At 68.1% G+C, this 12454-nt stretch carries 12 protein-coding genes and 1 pseudogene; 6 read left to right on the top strand and 7 right to left on the bottom strand.

Annotated elements, in window-relative coordinates; all coding sequences use genetic code 11:
• The first annotated feature begins 86 nt into the window (after positions 1 to 86).
• The gene (locus tag DM816_RS21825) at positions 87 to 2417 is read left to right on the top strand and encodes a VPS10 domain-containing protein (RefSeq protein WP_117212195.1); all 2331 of its coding nucleotides are present in this window, start codon (positions 87 to 89) and stop codon (positions 2415 to 2417) included.
• Between the two features lie 180 nt (positions 2418 to 2597).
• Here DM816_RS21825 and DM816_RS21820 read toward each other — a convergent pair whose 3' ends face one another.
• The 5 genes from DM816_RS21820 to DM816_RS21800 all read right to left on the bottom strand — a co-directional run bounded on the left by DM816_RS21820 (position 2598) and on the right by DM816_RS21800 (position 6609).
• Positions 2598 to 3908, bottom strand: coding sequence for a radical SAM/SPASM domain-containing protein (locus DM816_RS21820; RefSeq protein ID WP_117212194.1), 1311 nt, complete (start codon positions 3906 to 3908; stop codon positions 2598 to 2600).
• Entirely contained in the window at positions 3905 to 4399 is a 495-nt protein-coding gene (locus tag DM816_RS21815; protein WP_117212193.1) for a DUF1697 domain-containing protein, read from the bottom strand. The genes DM816_RS21820 and DM816_RS21815 overlap by 4 nt, the downstream gene beginning before the upstream one ends.
• The gene (locus DM816_RS21810; RefSeq protein WP_246002106.1) at positions 4399 to 4584 is read right to left on the bottom strand and encodes a hypothetical protein; all 186 of its coding nucleotides are present in this window, start codon (positions 4582 to 4584) and stop codon (positions 4399 to 4401) included. Before DM816_RS21810 ends, DM816_RS21815 begins: the two co-directional genes overlap by 1 nt.
• Positions 4585 to 4780: 196 nt before the next feature.
• Entirely contained in the window at positions 4781 to 5425 is a 645-nt protein-coding gene (locus DM816_RS21805) for a response regulator (protein ID WP_117212191.1), read from the bottom strand.
• Positions 5422 to 6609, bottom strand: a complete 1188-nt coding sequence (locus tag DM816_RS21800) for an ATP-binding protein (protein ID WP_117212190.1) — start codon at positions 6607 to 6609, stop codon at positions 5422 to 5424. The genes DM816_RS21805 and DM816_RS21800 overlap by 4 nt, the downstream gene beginning before the upstream one ends.
• Between DM816_RS21800 and DM816_RS21795 the strand changes: the two genes are divergently transcribed.
• Together DM816_RS21795 and DM816_RS21790 are read left to right on the top strand one after the other, a co-directional pair.
• Entirely contained in the window at positions 6608 to 7012 is a 405-nt protein-coding gene (locus tag DM816_RS21795; protein ID WP_117212189.1) for an HIT family protein, read from the top strand. The genes DM816_RS21800 and DM816_RS21795 overlap by 2 nt on opposite strands.
• Positions 7009 to 7200: an RNA methyltransferase gene (locus tag DM816_RS21790; RefSeq protein ID WP_117212188.1), complete on the top strand. Its 192-nt coding sequence runs from the start codon at positions 7009 to 7011 to the stop codon at positions 7198 to 7200. Before DM816_RS21795 ends, DM816_RS21790 begins: the two co-directional genes overlap by 4 nt.
• On the opposite strand, the gene DM816_RS21785 is transcribed toward DM816_RS21790, so the two are convergent.
• Together DM816_RS21785 and DM816_RS21780 are read right to left on the bottom strand one after the other, a co-directional pair.
• Positions 7197 to 7484, bottom strand: a complete 288-nt coding sequence (locus DM816_RS21785; RefSeq protein ID WP_117212187.1) for a 4a-hydroxytetrahydrobiopterin dehydratase — start codon at positions 7482 to 7484, stop codon at positions 7197 to 7199. The two genes, DM816_RS21790 and DM816_RS21785, sit on opposite strands and share 4 nt — an antisense overlap.
• A gap of 24 nt (positions 7485 to 7508) precedes the next feature.
• The gene (locus tag DM816_RS21780) at positions 7509 to 8708 is read right to left on the bottom strand and encodes an FAD-dependent oxidoreductase (RefSeq protein ID WP_117212186.1); all 1200 of its coding nucleotides are present in this window, start codon (positions 8706 to 8708) and stop codon (positions 7509 to 7511) included.
• 88 nt (positions 8709 to 8796) lie between these two features.
• Here DM816_RS21780 and DM816_RS21775 point away from each other — a divergent pair, with 88 nt between their 5' ends.
• The 3 genes and pseudogenes from DM816_RS21775 to DM816_RS21765 all read left to right on the top strand — a co-directional run.
• Positions 8797 to 9435, top strand: a complete 639-nt coding sequence (locus tag DM816_RS21775; protein WP_117212185.1) for a TetR/AcrR family transcriptional regulator — start codon at positions 8797 to 8799, stop codon at positions 9433 to 9435.
• A gap of 355 nt (positions 9436 to 9790) precedes the next feature.
• Positions 9791 to 11989: a proprotein convertase P-domain-containing protein gene (locus DM816_RS21770; RefSeq protein WP_117212184.1), complete on the top strand. Its 2199-nt coding sequence runs from the start codon at positions 9791 to 9793 to the stop codon at positions 11987 to 11989.
• Positions 11990 to 12072: 83 nt separating this feature from the next.
• Positions 12073 to 12454, top strand: a pseudogene (locus DM816_RS21765) (ATP-grasp domain-containing protein); the annotation flags it as partial.

The following is a 12454-nucleotide window of genomic DNA, read 5'->3' as shown; positions in this document are numbered from 1 at the left end:
CGCGGGGCCGCGTGGCAGCGAGTGCTGCGGCTCATCGGCTGCGAGTGACTTGAGCCGGCGCGCCCGTCGGGCGCACACTCTTGAGCATGAATAAATATGGAAGTCGTTCGATGCTGGCGTTGCTGCTGCTGGTCGCCACCGCGGCCACGGCGGCGGCTGCCAGCCCGCCGATCGGTCAGGATCTGACGATCGGCCCGGTGCACCGGCTGCCCGGACAGTATTCGGCCGAGCAGCAGGCCCGGCGGGCCAACGCGCCGGAGTCTGAATTGGACAACGTGCCCGGCCCGGCCGGGGCCGACCACTGGTTCGCGGCGCAGCGCATGTACCCGTTCAAGGATCTGGACATCGGGGCGCACTATCGGGCGGCGGCTGCGTCGCAGACGAACCTGCCCATCGGTGCCCAAGCCGCCTGGACCGGGCTCGGGCCGGCCAACATCGGCGGGCGGGTGACCGATCTCGCGGTACACCCCACGCAGGCCAACACGGTGTTCGCCGCCGCCGCGAGTGGGGGAGTGTGGAAGAGCACCGACGCAGGCGCGACATTCAACTGGGCCTGGGACGCGACGCTCACGCCGAGCATCGGCGCACTGGCCATCAACGCTTCGGGTGTGCTCTTTGCCGGTACCGGAGAATCAAATCCGGGGGGAGGGAGCGTGACCTTCCCCGGAAACGGCATTTACCGGTCGGCCGATGGGGGAGCCAGCTGGCAGTCGCTCGGCCTGACGGGATCGGACCGGATCGGGCGCATCGCGATCGACCCGGCGAATCCTCAACGGATGTTCGCCGCGGCGGCCGGAAATCTGTTTGTACCGGGCGGGCAGCGCGGGCTCTACCGGACCACGGACGGCGGGGCGACGTGGCAACTCGTGTTGGCGGGCGCGAATACGACAACAGGCGCTATCGATGTGACCATTACGCCGGGGAATCCAAATAGGATTTACGCGGCGATGTGGGACCACCGGCGCCAGCCCAACGGGCGGGTGTACGGCGGTGTCGGGTCGGGCATCTACCGCAGCACCGACGGTGGCGCGACGTGGACGCGGCTCGCGGGCGGGCTTCCGGCCGCTGGGCCGGATGTGGGCCGGATGGGTATCGCCGTGGCCGCGAATCGCTTGTATGCCATAGCCGCGGACGCCTCCGGTGACTTTCTGGGCTTCTGGACGTCCACGAACGGGGGAGACTCGTGGACGCGCATCACGAACACGTCCTATTTGAGCGCGTCGCAGTCGACGTTCGGGTGGTGGTTCGGGCGCATCTGGATCGACCCGGCGAACGCGTCGCATGCGTTCGTGGCGGGTGTGCCGATGCTCGAAACCCTTGACGCGGGCGCGTCTTGGCGGCGCAATTCGAGCTCGTTCCATGTTGACCAGCATGCGATGGCCTGGGACACGCAGGTTTCCGGCCGTGTCTACATCGGAAACGACGGCGGTGTCTACCGTTCTTCGGCCAACGGCTCGCTGACCGGCAGCTGGACGAAGTCCACCCGCCAAACCAATCTACAGTTCTACACGGTGGCAGTGTCCGCTTCGGATATCACGCGAATCAGCGGCGGTCTGCAGGACAACGGATCCGTGCGCTCATGGGGCGGTACCAACTGGAATTCCATCGGCGGCGGAGACGGGTTGCAGAATCTGATCGACCACACCAACCAGAACAAGGTTTATGCTTGCTCGCAGTACGGCTCGTGCACGCGCTCGACCGATGGCGGCACCACGCGAAGCTCTTTTGGCACAACGACTTCGGATCGTCGCGGGTGGCTCACGCCCGTCGTGTTCGACCCCACCACACCGTCCGTAATGTACTACGGCGGCAACCGGCTGAACCGCTCGACCAACTCGGCAGCGTCGTTCACCGTCATCAGCCCCGACCTCACACATGGTTCGGGCGGGACGGGTGGCTACCCGTTCGGCACGATTACGACGATTGCCGTCGCAAAATCAAGTGCCTCAACCATTTATGTGGGTACCGACGACGGCCGTGTCTGGATCACCCGCAACACCGGCTCGACCTGGACGGAGATCACCGCCGGGCTGCCCACGCGCTGGATCACCCGGATCGCGGTCGACCCGACCGACGCCAATCTGGCTTACGTCACCGTTTCCGGGTTCCGCAACGGCTCGACCACGGCGCACGTCTTCCGGACCACCACGGGCGGCACGGCGTGGACCGACATCTCCGGCAACCTGCCCGATGCGCCGGTCAACGACATCGTGCTCGACCCGCGCGACCGCACGCGCCTGTTCGTCGCCTCCGACGTCGGCGTCTTCGTCTCGACTGACACTGGCGCCACCTGGGCCGCGGCCGGCACGGGCATGCCACTCGTCCCGGTCTCCGACCTCGAAGCAACCGCCTCCGGCACAACCACGGTCCTCACCGCAGCCACCTTCGGCCTAGGCATCTACCGCCTCACCCTCTAACTCGGAAGGAAACCTACTTCCTCCCGGTTGGGGGCACCTGCAAAGGCGGCCGGGACCAACCCCCACCCCACCGCCCAGGCCCACCCTGGGCGGTGGCCCTCTTGCGGTTGATCATGAACTTGCGTCAGCGTTCGGCGGCGTGTAAGCAAGCTTCCGTCGAACATGGACGTGAATTCATGATCAACCGGAAGGGAGGCGAACCCAGCCTAGGCGCGCGGCTGCGAGGTCGAAACGGTCGGGGAGGTTGAATTTGTAGCTGGGGCACGGCGCATGGCCCTCGCGCCACAGTTTGGGGCATGCCCCGCCGCACACCGGAAGCAGTGGGCACTGTCCACATCGCTGTGCTCCCGCCTCGACGTCTTCGTACCAGTCGTCGAACGCGCCGCGCGGGCGAGGCGTCGCACCGACGAGGCTGGAAACGGTTGCCACGACACCGGTTGAGCGGACTCCCGGCACCAGCGGATGTTCGGAGCAGGAATAGACCCGCCCCTGTGGATCCAAGACCTCAGAATGTACCGAAGTGGCCACGCACGTGGTCCGCTTGACCCTGCTCGGCAGCGTGGCGAAGCCGAACCCGAGCGAGCCCGCATAGCGCAGCCATTGTGCCTCAAGCGAGGCGTACTCGCGTGCCCCAAGCTCCACTTTGGACACGTCGTTGCCCCACGAGTGCACCGGCACCGGATGCAGCTCTATCCCCGGCCGGGCGAGCCCGCGCGCCGCCAGCAGGCCGATGAGCTCCTCGACATGCGGCGCGTTTCCGTGGTCCACGTTGATCCGGATGGTCACCACCATACCGTCCGGAATGGACTGTAGGGCACCGACGATGCGCTCGAAGCTCCCACGCCCGTTCCGCTTGAGCCGCCGCAGGTCGTGCAGTGCGGGTGGCCCGTCGATGGTGACCTCCAGCGCCTGCACCGCACACTCATCATGCAGCACACGCAGAGTGCTCGGCGTCAGAAGGCTCCCGTTAGTCGCCATCCTCGCCATGTACGGCTTTCCGGCCCTCACGAATCGTGCGCTCAGCGCACGGATCGTGCGCAGCGCGAGCAGCGGCTCGCCGCCGAACCAGTTCACGTGCACGCGCCGCACGGCAGGATCGGCGAGCGCCGCCTCGACCCGTGCCGCCACCGCGTCCATCCGGGCCTTCGTGCGCTCATGCTCCTGCCCGCAATACGAGCACGCCATGTTGCACCACGACGTGGGCATGAGGGTGAACACGCGCACGCCCGCATCGTCCGACCCAGCCCGCAGTGACGCCAGCACCTCGCGCAGCTCGTCCTCGCCGTCCGGCACGACAGCCTCCAGCTCGGCCAGCGTGGCGAGCTGGTGCGGCGCCACCCGCGTCAGGTCGCCGTCGTCCAAAGCGGACGCGGTGCCCGGATCGACGGCGAACAGCGTGGCCCGCCGCGCCGAATAGGCCAGCCGTGCCACCCGGCCGGACCGGTCCCGGTAGAACGCGTCGCTGAGCAGGAGATAGCGGCTGCGGATCACCCGTCCGGCTCCGTCATGGCAAGTAGCTTCGTCACCGTGTTCCAGTTGCGTACCGTCATTTTGACACCCAACTTCTTTCCGAGACCGGGGCCGATCTTGGATCGACCGAGGCCGTTCGGGTACCAGATGAAGATGTTTTCGCCCTTGATGACGATCTCGTCGGGCGCGTAGGCCTCTCTGTCGACGGATGCCGATGTGGCCCGGTCGCAGAACGCTACCGCGAGCTTGGAAGGCTCGTCGACGTGTTCCGGAAACGGATTTGTATTGATAATTCTCCGGAGCTCGGAGTGGGTGCGGACCATGACGTCGACGCCAAGCAGGCGCTCCACGGCGGCCGGGTCGACGCTGCCGTCCACGACCGCGTTGCCGCTCTGCAGATATGTTGCCACGCCGGTGTAACCGTTGTCCTGCAACAGTTTCTTCAGCTCGGGCATGGACAGCTTATTATGACCCCCCACGTTTACCGCGCGGAGCAGGATGGCGGTGCGCATCAGTCCCGCTCGCCGGTCCAACGCTCGTCCTCGGCCTCCCAGGTCTCGTTGCGCTGCTTGACCTTCGTCAGCGCGTGGACCGCCTCGTGGTGCGTCGGGTACGGGCCGAGTAACTTCGTCACGTCGCATTTATTCTCGTCGGTCTCCACCCGCTTGTGCTTCAGGCACCAGTAGTAGTTAGTCATGCCCGTCATTATCGCCCGCGCGCCACCACACGATTGACGAAACGAGCGTCGCGCCGCCCCGCGGCGAAATCGCCGAGAGCCTGGCCGCCGCCCCTGCTCGGACCCGGCATGCCCGCCGTGCTCGCAGCGCCGGACGTGGTCGAGCGGCTGGCCACCACGCTTGAGGCCGCCTGGTCTGAGTGCGGCGACGAGCTGGTCAGTCGGCTTCGAGACCCCGCTCGATGACATAGCGCACCAGCTCGGCCCGGTTGTGCAGCTGCAGCTTGCGCAGCGTGTTCTGCACGTGGTTTTGCACGGTCCGGTGGGACAGGACCAGCCGCTCGGCGATCTGCCGGTAGGAAAGCCCCTTCGCGACCAGCCGGAGCACCTCGGTCTCGCGCTCGGTCAGCCGGGGCGTGTCATCGGTCGTCGCCGGAGCCGCGGCCAGCCGGCGGTATTCCCCGAGCACCAGCCCGGCGAGCCCGGCCGTGAACACCGCGTCGCCCTCGGCCGTCCGGCGCACCGCCTCCAGGAACTCGTCCCGCCCGGCGGTCTTCACCAGATATCCGAGCGCGCCCGCCTTGACCGCCTCAAGCACGTCTTGGTGTTCGGCACTGGCCGACAGCATGAGCACCCGCATGTCGGCGTGCGTGGCGAGCAGCCCCCGAATGACATCGACCCCGGACATGTCGCCCAATTGCAGGTCGAGCACGACCACGTCGGGCTCCAGCGAGCGCCCGATCCGCAGCGCCTGCCGGCCCTCGCCGACGGCCGCGATGACCTCGTATCCGGCCTCGGTCAGGTCGCGCGCCACGCCCTCCCGCCACATCGGATGGTCGTCAACCACCAAGACACGTGTCATGCCCGTGGCACCTTCAACTCGACCTCGGTGCCCTCGCCCGGCCGGCTGGTGATGGTGGCCTGCCCACCGCTGTCGCGCATGCGCCCGCGCATGGACTGTTGCACACCCAGCCTGCCCGCACGTGCGGCCTCCTCCAGCCGCCCGTCCGGCATGCCCGGCCCGTCGTCGCGGATCGTCACCGTCACCGTCGTCCCCTCGTCCTCGACCAGTACCCACGCCCGCGCCGACGGTCCACAGTGGACTCTCACGTTGTCCAGCGCGGCCGCGGCGGCGGACGTGACCTCCGTGGCCATATCGTCGCGCAACAGCACGGCCTGCGCGGGGAAGGCCAGCGACACGTGCGGCGCGGCGAGCGCGCCCAGCGACTCCCGCAGGTCGACCATGCCCTTGGCCAGCGGGGGCGGCTGCACGCTCACCAGCGCGCGCAACGCCTCACTCTGCTCAGCGGCCAACCGGCCGAGCTCGGTCACTTCGCCCGCAATGCGTCCGGCCTCTCGCGAGGAGGCCAGCCGGCCGAGCTCCAGCGTCTCCCCGCCGATGCGCTCAGCGCGGCGCGAGATGAGGGCCAGCGCCTGCAACACCGAATCGTGGATCCCCCGCGCGAGGCGTTCCCGCTCCCGCGTCGCGGCTTCGAGCTCGACCGCCCGCTGCAGGCGTTCCTCGGCGTCCAGGGCGCGCCGCACCAGATAACCGACCACCATTCCGGCCAACAGCAGGAGCACGGTCCCGTTGAGCGTCACGGTATTGACCTGGCCCCGCATGAGCAGGTCTGCCGCGCCGACAATGAGCGCGCCGATCGCTCCCCAGCGCCTGCCGCCGTGGATGGCCCATGCGAGCACCGCGCCCGCCACCCAGGCCATGGGCAGTGTGTGCGCGCCGTAACCGAGCTCTTCCCTTGGTACCACCCAGGTAGTGGTGAGAAGGCATCCCACGGTGACCACCATGTCGGCGACCAGCAGCGGCCAGCCACGCCGGCCCGGATCGCCGTAGAGCACGGCCGAAGCGGTGGTCCACAGCGCCATGACCCCGATCGTCGTCCACGCCAGCCACACCCGGTGGTAGCTCGGATAGTGGGTCAGCAGCAGCACGACCGCATAGGCGAGCGCGGCGAAGCGGAACACCGCGACCGCGCGCCACAGCACCACCTCAAGTCCCACGGGCACGCACACTACCGTGTCGGGCATGGGTGATTGCCTGTTGTGCGATGTCGCGGCGGCCGACTCTTCATTTGAACGGATGCGCGTCTGGCAGGACGAGCTGTGGCGCCTGTCGGTCGTGCAGCGTGGGCCGATCGCGGGCTTCGCGCATCTGGAGCCGCACCGGCACATCCCGTTCATCACGGATCTCGAAGGGCCGGAAGCCGCCACACTCGGCGCCGTGCTTGCCCGCTGCACGGGCGCCATCAAGGCCGCCACGGGCGCGGACAAGGTCTACGTGTATGTGTTCGGCGACCGCGTACCACATCTGCATTTCAATCTTGCCCCGTCGGACCTGTTGCCACCGGGCGTCGCCCTCGATGCCCCCGATATGTCGCCGGAGATCCATGCTCGCACGGCGGCCGAAATCCGCAACAGGATCGCGGCATGACCTCGGCGACCTGGGAACCGCGCAGGCTCATCGCCGTCAGACCCGAGCTGCCCGATGGCATCACGCCGCCGGGCATCCGCGGCCGGATCCTGCGCGTCGCCAGTTGGTTCGGCCCGGACCAGACCTACATCCGCGAGCAGGCCGCGGATGCGTACTGCGAATTCGCCCTGCGGATGGTGCGCGTCTAGGCCTCGCTGATCACGGCGTCGATCCGCCGCGCGAGGTCGATGTCTTTGTCGGTCACGCCGCCCTCCGAGTGGGTCGCGCACGTGAACGACACCTTGTTGTAGCGGATGTCGATGTCGGGGTGATGGTCGAGCTCCTCGGCGATCACCGCCACCTGATCGACCACTTCGATCGCCATCGGAAAGCCGGCCAGCTCGGCCGTGCGCGTGATCCCGTCCGGGCCGCCGGACCAACCGTCCAGCCCGCCCAGGGCGGCTTGGATCTCGTCGTCTCGCATCAGCGCCATACCTCAGACACTAACGTGCGACCCCTACACAACCGGCCGGGAGGCGAGAAGTCTGCGGATGGCTCTGAGGGCGACCCCGAGCGGGACGAACCGGGTGGCCGAGTCGCGGACGGCCGCAGCGAGCCTGCTGCGGTTGAACACCAGCGACGCCAATTGTCGTGAGTTGATTTGTGCCGCCTCGACCCTCGGCCGCTGGACCCGCTCGTAGCCGGCCAGCGCGGTTGGCACCGTGTCGCCCTCGCTGCCGGTGAGCTGGCTGGCCAGCACCCATGCCGATTCCATGGCCATGCCGGCGCCGATGCCGGCGGTCGGCAGGAACCCGGCGGCCGCGTCACCGACCATCGCCACCCTCCCGACCGTCCAGGTGGCACATTGGCAGTCGGTCAGCGACCAGTAATAGGTGCGGCGCCCGTCGACGGCCTCCGCCAGGACCCGTTCCACGCGGTCGCCGGCCGCGGGGATCTCGTCACGCAGCCGGGCCACGAACGCGTCGAGACCGGCGTCGGCCTCCTCACGGGGACCGCAGATGATCATGCCGAGTCGATCCTTGACCGGATAGGTGCCCACGAGCGATCCGGCTCCCCACACTTCTTCGACCAGGTCGCGGTCCGCGTCGACGCCGGCCCAGACGACCCAGCCGCCCCAGCCGGTGTCGTAGCTCGTCACCTGCCCGGGGCTCAGCACCAGGTCGCGAGTGGACGAATGGAGGCCATCGGCGGCGATCACCGCATCGAATCGGGTGTCGGCGACCGCTGCGCCCTGGGCGATGGAGGCGACCACGGCATCGGGTCGTTGCGCGATGCCGGCGACGGTCGCCCCGTAGGTCACGGTCCCACCGGGCGACGCCAGCACCGCCATCAACTCTCCCCGGCTGATGCCCCGGTAGTCGCCGTAGGCGCCCAACATCGGGCCCAAGGGGTAATCCCGGACGAGGCGGCCGTGCCGGTTGCGGATCCGGTATCGCTCAATGCCGGCACTGCGAGCCCGGTATTCGTCGGTCACGCCGAGGGCGGCGAAGACCGGATCGACCAGCGGCATCAACGCGAGCATGTATCCGTTGGGCGCGCCGGGGCCGGCCCGCTCGATCAGCACCGGGTGTAATCCCTGCCGCCGAAGCAGTTGCGCCAGCGTCAATCCGGCGACGCCGGCACCGACGATCAGCACTCGGAGCCGGTCGCGGGCGGCGGCCTCCAGCTGGGCCCGAAGCGAAGTTTCCTGGAGCACGGCGCCTCCGAAAGTCAGTGGACCGGGTGGTCCAGTCCACGGTAGCAGCGTTGGACCATCCGGTCCACTGGTTCGGTATGCTGGCGGTATGCCTGCGCGCGAGGTCGGAGTCCTGCCACCGGAACGGCGCCGCCTGCTGCTCCAGACCGCGTTGGCAGAGTTCGCCGACGTCGGCTACGAGGGCGCTTCGCTCAACCGCATCATCGGCGCCCGCCACATGAGCAAGAGCTCGTTCTACCACTACTTCGCGTCCAAGGAGGCGCTGTTCGAGGCCGTGGTCACCGACATCGGCGGCGCTTTCGTCGCGGAGTTGGCCCCGCCCGGCGACGACGAGCTGGCCGAAGGCGACTTCTGGGGCCACATCATGCGCCTGGCCGAGCGCCTGGCGGAGTTGAGCTCCGGCGATCCCGGCTTCATGCGCCTGGCCAAACTGTTCTATCTGCCCGACGTGCCCCGCAACCCGGGCAGCCCGCTCGCCAAGGCCGCCGCGCGCATCGACGACTGGATCGATCGTGCACTGACCATCGGCCGAGCCGGCGGCGCGGTCGGTGACGACCTACCGATCGAGCTGCAACGCCGGCTGCTCCGGGCCGTGCTGTGGGCCATGGACGAGTGGTCGGTGGCCAATGCGTCCAACCTGGACCATGACGAGATCCGGCGCCTCTCGACCGCCCAATTCGAGGCCATCCGCAGACTCCTCGCCCCAGGCATCACGCCGCTGCGCTGACCAATCGCCTCTTGCCCCAACGACATGCCCAATGCCAAGCTGTGCATAAAGGACGAATATCCCCGGTTGCTTGTTTCCGTTGATCATGAACTCAATTCCATGTTCGACGCCGTGTCATGACACCAACTTCATGATCAGCGCGAAATCGGAAGGCCGCCTGCGGGTGCCCGGTTCCGGCGGACAATTGTGCCCATCGATTGAGCCGACATCGTACGGCAATTATGTGGCGAAGTGAACATCTATGAATTGAAGGTCATGGTCCTTACTATCTCCCTCAATTGGCCAGAGTCCCCCGTCCTTTAGTCGTCAAAAACCACTCGGATGGGTGGCTCGCATCCGCAGGGGAGGAAAAGGAATGGCATTACCGAAGCGACTGCTCCAGCGTGGGGCAAGGCTCGGGTTCGCCGCCATGCTGGTCGCAGGCATGTCGGCGCTCGGGACCGGTGCCGCGAACGCGGCGCCCGCCGAGGGCACGGTCCTGTACGCGAACGCCACCAACGCCATCGCCGGCTCGTACATCGTGGTGTTCCACGACACGGCGGTCTCATCGTCCGATGTGGCCGGTTCGGCGCAGGCGCTGGCCGCGCGGTTCGGCGGCAACGTGGCACGCACCTATCAGCACGCGCTGCGCGGCTTCGAGGCGCACATGTCCGCGGCCGCGGCACGCCGGCTCGCCGCGAGCCCTGAGGTCGCCTTCGTGCAGCAGAACCGCACGGTGACGATCCAGGGCACGCAGAGCCCGACGCCGTCGTGGGGCCTGGACCGCATCGACCAGCGCGACCTGCCGCTGAACAACTCCTACACCTATCCGGTGACCGCGTCGAACGTGCGCGCGTACATCCTCGACACCGGTATCCGCGTGAGCCACTCCGACTTCGGCGGGCGCGCGGTCTGGGGCATCAACACCACCGGGGACGGCAACAACACCGACTGCAACGGGCACGGCACGCACGTCGCCAGCACCACGGGCGGCACGGCCTATGGCGTGGCCAAGGGCGTCAGCCTCACCGCGGTCAAGGTGCTCAACTGCGCGGGCTCCGGCTCGTACGCCGGTGTCATCCAGGGCATCGACTGGGTGACCGCCGACCACGACGCGGGCGAGCTGGCCGTGGCCAACATGTCGCTGGGCGGCCCGAAGGACCAGGCCACCGAGAACGCCGTCACCGCGTCCATCGCCGACGGCGTCAGCTACGCGATCGCGGCCGGCAACGACAGCGGCGCGAACGCCTGCAACGTCTCGCCCGCGGGCACGCCGAACGCCATCACGGTCGGCTCGACCACCAACACCGACGCGCGGTCTTCGTTCTCCAACATCGGTACCTGCCTGGACATCTTCGCGCCGGGCAGCAACATCACCGCCGCGTGGATCACCAACGACACGTCGACCAACACGATCAGCGGCACCTCGATGGCCACCCCGCACGTGGCCGGGGCGGCGGCGCTGGTCCTGTCGCTGAACCCGGGCTTCACCCCGCAGCAGGTGCGCGACAGCCTGGTCAACTCGTCCACCCCCAACAAGGTGACCAACCCGGGCACCGGCTCGCCGAACCGCCTGCTGTTCGTCGAGAACGGACCGTGCAACTGCGTCACGGTGTCCAACCCGGGCGCGCAGACCAGCGTGGTCGGCACGGCCATCACGCCGGTGAACCACACGGCCACCGGTGGCACGGCGCCGTACAGCTGGTCGGCGACCGGCCTGCCCCCGGGCCTGTCGATCAACGCGTCGACCGGTGCGATCAGCGGCACGCCCACCACGGCGGGCAGCTACACCGTGACCGTGCGGGCGACCGACAGCTCAAGCCCGGCCCTGACCGGCACCGCGACGTATGGCTGGACCGTGAACTCGGCACCCGTGCCGGGCTGCAGCCAGACCAACGACACGGACGTGCAGATCCCCGATCTGTCCACTGTGGAGAGCACGATCACCGTGGCGGGCTGCACGGGCAACGCCTCGGCGACGGCGTCGATCGCGGTGAACATCGTGCACACGTACATCGGCGATCTGGTGGTGACGCTGGTGGCGCCGGATGGCAGCACCTACGTGCTGCACAACCGCGCGGGCGGCTCGGCGGACAACATCAACCAGTCCTACACGGTGAACCTGTCCTCGGAGCCTGCCAATGGGACCTGGCGGCTGCGCGTGCAGGACGCCGCGTCCGCGGACACCGGCTACATCAACTCGTGGGGCGTGAACCTCGGCGGAGGGAACCCGGGTTGCTCTGGCACCAACGCCAACAACGTGACGATCCCGGACAACACCACGGTCACGAGCACCATCGCGATCGCCGGCTGCTCGGGCAACGGCTCGAACCTCTCGACGGTCGCGGTGCAGATCGTGCACACGTACATCGGTGATCTGGTGGTGACGCTGGTGGCGCCGGATGGCAGCACCTACGTGCTGCACAACCGCGCGGGCGGCTCGGCGGACAACATCAACCAGACCTACACGGTGAACCTGTCGAGCGAGCCCAAGAACGGCAACTGGACCCTGCGGGTGCAGGACGCGGCATCGGCGGACACCGGCTACATCGACAGCTGGACGCTGACGCTGTAGCACAGCACTGAAAGCAGCACTGTAAAAGAGTTGACCGATGGGCGGCCATTGATTGACGGCCGCCCATCGGCATACTTGCGCGTATGAAGCCGCTGCTGCTCGTGATCCGGACCGGAAAGAAGCAATTTCGCGAGTACCTGTTGAAGTCGATCACGCAGCAGTATCGCGTGCACCTGTTCGTCGTGGCCGCGCCCGACTGGGAGCTGGAGTACATCGACGGGCACACGCGGGTCGACACCGCCGATGTGCAGGCGATGATCGCTGCCGCCAAGGACCTCCAGGCAGGCGAGCACATCGCGGGCGTGCTGTGCTGGGACGAGACGCGCATCATGCAGGCAACGGAGGTCGCGGCCGCGCTCGGGCTCCCGGGCGACCCGGCCGCGGTGGCGCGCTGCCGCGACAAGCACCTGACCCGGCAGGCGCTCGCGGCCGCGGGGGTGGCGCAACCGCGATCGCAGCGGGTCG

Origin of the sequence: Allorhizocola rhizosphaerae (assembly GCF_003426775.1) — a bacterium.
Lineage (GTDB): Bacteria > Actinomycetota > Actinomycetes > Mycobacteriales > Micromonosporaceae > Allorhizocola > Allorhizocola rhizosphaerae.
This window is presented reverse-complemented; position numbering and strand designations above follow the sequence as displayed.

Bases quoted from the DNA above. Each gene is read 5' to 3' on its own strand.
- DM816_RS21790 (WP_117212188.1), top strand. From the start codon at position 7,009: ATGACCTCGGCGACCTGGGAACCGCGCAGGCTCATCGCCGTCAGACCC.
- DM816_RS21805 (WP_117212191.1), bottom strand. From the start codon at position 5,425: ATGACACGTGTCTTGGTGGTTGACGACCATCCGATGTGGCGGGAGGGC.
- DM816_RS21770 (WP_117212184.1), top strand. From the start codon at position 9,791: ATGGCATTACCGAAGCGACTGCTCCAGCGTGGGGCAAGGCTCGGGTTC.
- DM816_RS21785 (WP_117212187.1), bottom strand. From the start codon at position 7,484: ATGGCGCTGATGCGAGACGACGAGATCCAAGCCGCCCTGGGCGGGCTG.
- DM816_RS21775 (WP_117212185.1), top strand. From the start codon at position 8,797: ATGCCTGCGCGCGAGGTCGGAGTCCTGCCACCGGAACGGCGCCGCCTG.
- DM816_RS21800 (WP_117212190.1), bottom strand. From the start codon at position 6,609: ATGCCCGACACGGTAGTGTGCGTGCCCGTGGGACTTGAGGTGGTGCTG.
- DM816_RS21810 (WP_246002106.1), bottom strand. From the start codon at position 4,584: ATGACTAACTACTACTGGTGCCTGAAGCACAAGCGGGTGGAGACCGAC.
- DM816_RS21825 (WP_117212195.1), top strand. From the start codon at position 87: ATGAATAAATATGGAAGTCGTTCGATGCTGGCGTTGCTGCTGCTGGTC.
- DM816_RS21795 (WP_117212189.1), top strand. From the start codon at position 6,608: ATGGGTGATTGCCTGTTGTGCGATGTCGCGGCGGCCGACTCTTCATTT.
- DM816_RS21815 (WP_117212193.1), bottom strand. From the start codon at position 4,399: ATGCGCACCGCCATCCTGCTCCGCGCGGTAAACGTGGGGGGTCATAAT.